Genomic DNA, 2,409 nt, shown 5'->3' with positions numbered 1-2,409 from the left:
GGGGGTTGCTCGAAAAATTTTCCGACCTGAACGGGCAGTGCCGAATCCGCAATCGACCCGGTATTTCAGACCCCAGTTCCTGTCGGCATCAATGCGGTCGGTCCCCTCTCCCTCCGGGAGAGGGTTAGGGTGAGGGAAAATCTCAAGCCGACCGAGTCAATCGGACACCATGGCGCCCCCTTATTTTTTCTTCAGACACTCACTCATGAACGCCTTGCGCGCATCACCGGTCAGCGCCTTGGTTTTCGCATCGGCATTGCAGGTGGTCATCTTCTGCTGCTGCGGGGTCAGCTCTTTGCCATCGTTGGCCGCTGGTGCCGCTTTCAGGCAGGTGCTCATGAACGCCTTGCGCTCGTCGCCCTTCAGGCTTTTGGCGGTCGCATCGGCATTGCAGGTGGTCATCTTGTTCTGTTGCGCCGTGGCGGCGAAACCCTGGGAACACACAAGCAGCCCGATCATCAACAACGGCACACGCAACATCTTCATGGAGTTTTCTCCTTGTTGCCGCACCGAAGGATGCGGCCTCTGTCGCAGTGTAGTCAAAGCTTGTTACACCTTCCTGCCCTCGAGGTGGCTGCGCCGATACTGCTCCGGCGTGCACCCGGCCTGGCGGGCGAACATGGCGATGAAGGCCGAGCCGCTGCTGTAGCCGAGGTCGAAAGCGATTTCCTGCACCGAACGCGAGGTTTCCAGCGCCTCGATCGCCGCCAGATAACGCAAGCGCTGACGCCACTCGCCAAAGCTCATGCCCAGCTCGCGGACAAACTGCCGGGCCAGGGTGCGCTCGCTGACATGCACTTGCGCGGCCCAATGCGCCAACGGTTGGTTGTTGCCCGGCGCGGCCTGCAAGGTGTCGAGAATCGCCAGCAAGCCAGGACTGCTCGCATACGGCAGGTAACATTCCTGCACCGGTGCCTGTTGCAGTTGATCGACCAATACCTGGGCCAGACGCTGATCGGCCTCATGCTCCGGAATCTTCACATCGCGGGCAGCGAAGTCCTTGAGAATCGCCTTGAGAATGTCACTGATCGCCAAGGTGCAGGCGCGCGCCGGCAACCGTGTGCAAACACTTGGATCAAGACACACCGCGCGATAGTTGACCGGCTGATGGCTGTAGAAACTGTGCTCGACCTCGGGCGGCACCCACACCGCGTACTGCGGCGGCGACATGAAGCGGCTGCCATCGACATCCATGTGCAACACGCCATGGGCGGCATACTCGAGCGTGCCCCACGGATGGCGATGCGGCGCGGCATATTCGTGGGCATTGAAATCGGCGTAGCGGAAGTACACCGCTGACGGCAATTCGTTGAAATCGAGCAGATCGATGTGTTTGCTGTTCATGCTGTCCGGATGCAGAGGCAGGTTGTCCGGTTCGCAGTATAGGCCTGCATCCAGACAGGCGATAATCGCCCTTCATCAACGTTCTGGTTTTGTCCCATGCAATACGCGTTTCCCCTGCTGGCGATTTTCATCTGGGCCGGCAACACCGTGATCAACAAACTGGCGGTCGGCGCGATCTTCCCGGCCGAGATCGGTTTTTACCGCTGGCTGCTCGCCGGCGTGCTGTTCACGCCATTCATGCTCAGCAAAGTCATCGCCCACTGGCCGCAGATTCGGCCAAACCTGGGGCGGATTTTCATCCTCGGCGTGCTCGGCATGGCGGTGTATCAGAGCCTTGCCTATTTCGCTGCAACACTGACCACCGCGACCAACATGGGCATCATCCTGTCGTTGATGCCATTGATGTCGCTGGCCATGGCGATCATCAGCCTCGGCCAGCGCCTGACGGCTGGTGCGCTGGTCGGTGCGGTGCTGTCGTTCGCTGGCGTGCTGGTGGTGGTGTCGTCCGGCAGCCTCGGTGCGCTGCTGCAACACGGGGTCAATCTGGGCGATGCGATGATGCTGGTCGCGACGCTGGCCTATGCGGTTTACAGCACGCTGCTGAAAAAGTGGCAACTGCGCCTGCCGCCATTGGTGCTGCTGTACTTGCAGGTGCTGGTGGCGATTGTGGTGTTGTTTCCGCTGTTCGCGATGTCGCCGAAGACCGGGCTGAACCTGCAGAACGTACCGCTGGTGCTGTATGCATGCCTGCTGGCCTCGATGGTCGCGCCGCTGGCGTGGATGCAGGCAGTGCAGCGGCTGGGACCGAGCCGGACGACGCTGTTTTTCAATCTGCTGCCATTGATTACCGCGCTGATTGCAGCAGTGGTGTTGAAGGAACAGTTGGCGATGTATCACCTGGTGGGCGGATTGCTGACCTTGGGTGGGGTGGTTTTGTCGGAGCGCTGGACCACGGTGCTGGGCCGGCGGATCGGCGTTGCCTGATTGAAAAGATCGCAGCCTTCGGCAGCTCCTACAGGACACCGCATTTCAAGGGTAGGAGCTGCCGAAGGCTGCGATCTTTTG

3 protein-coding genes are annotated in these 2,409 nt (G+C 60.4%); 1 reads left to right on the top strand and 2 read right to left on the bottom strand.

Annotation, left to right across the window (positions count from 1 at the left end):
• Positions 1-180: 180 nt before the first annotated feature.
• Together F8N49_RS27250 and F8N49_RS27245 are read right to left on the bottom strand one after the other, a co-directional pair.
• A complete protein-coding gene (locus tag F8N49_RS27250) occupies positions 181-486 on the bottom strand; it encodes a PsiF family protein (RefSeq protein WP_016771900.1) in 306 nt (101 codons plus the stop codon).
• A gap of 63 nt (positions 487-549) precedes the next feature.
• Positions 550-1,344 (bottom strand): helix-turn-helix transcriptional regulator, encoded by a 795-nt coding sequence (locus tag F8N49_RS27245; RefSeq protein WP_071174260.1) that lies wholly within the window; start codon positions 1,342-1,344, stop codon positions 550-552.
• A 96-nt stretch (positions 1,345-1,440) separates the two neighbouring features.
• Between F8N49_RS27245 and F8N49_RS27240 the strand changes: the two genes are divergently transcribed.
• Positions 1,441-2,328 carry a DMT family transporter gene (locus tag F8N49_RS27240; protein ID WP_071174259.1) on the top strand — a complete coding sequence of 296 codons (888 nt, stop codon included), beginning with the start codon at positions 1,441-1,443 and terminating at the stop codon, positions 2,326-2,328.
• Positions 2,329-2,409 lie beyond the last annotated feature (81 nt).

The organism is Pseudomonas sp. GXM4 (assembly GCF_008923895.1).
Lineage (GTDB): Bacteria > Pseudomonadota > Gammaproteobacteria > Pseudomonadales > Pseudomonadaceae > Aquipseudomonas > Aquipseudomonas atacamensis.
Note: the sequence above shows the minus strand (reverse complement) of the source record. Positions and strands in the feature narration are given on the sequence as shown.

Bases quoted from the DNA above. Each gene is read 5' to 3' on its own strand.
- F8N49_RS27250 (WP_016771900.1), bottom strand. From the start codon at position 486: ATGAAGATGTTGCGTGTGCCGTTGTTGATGATCGGGCTGCTTGTGTGT.
- F8N49_RS27245 (WP_071174260.1), bottom strand. From the start codon at position 1,344: ATGAACAGCAAACACATCGATCTGCTCGATTTCAACGAATTGCCGTCA.
- F8N49_RS27240 (WP_071174259.1), top strand. From the start codon at position 1,441: ATGCAATACGCGTTTCCCCTGCTGGCGATTTTCATCTGGGCCGGCAAC.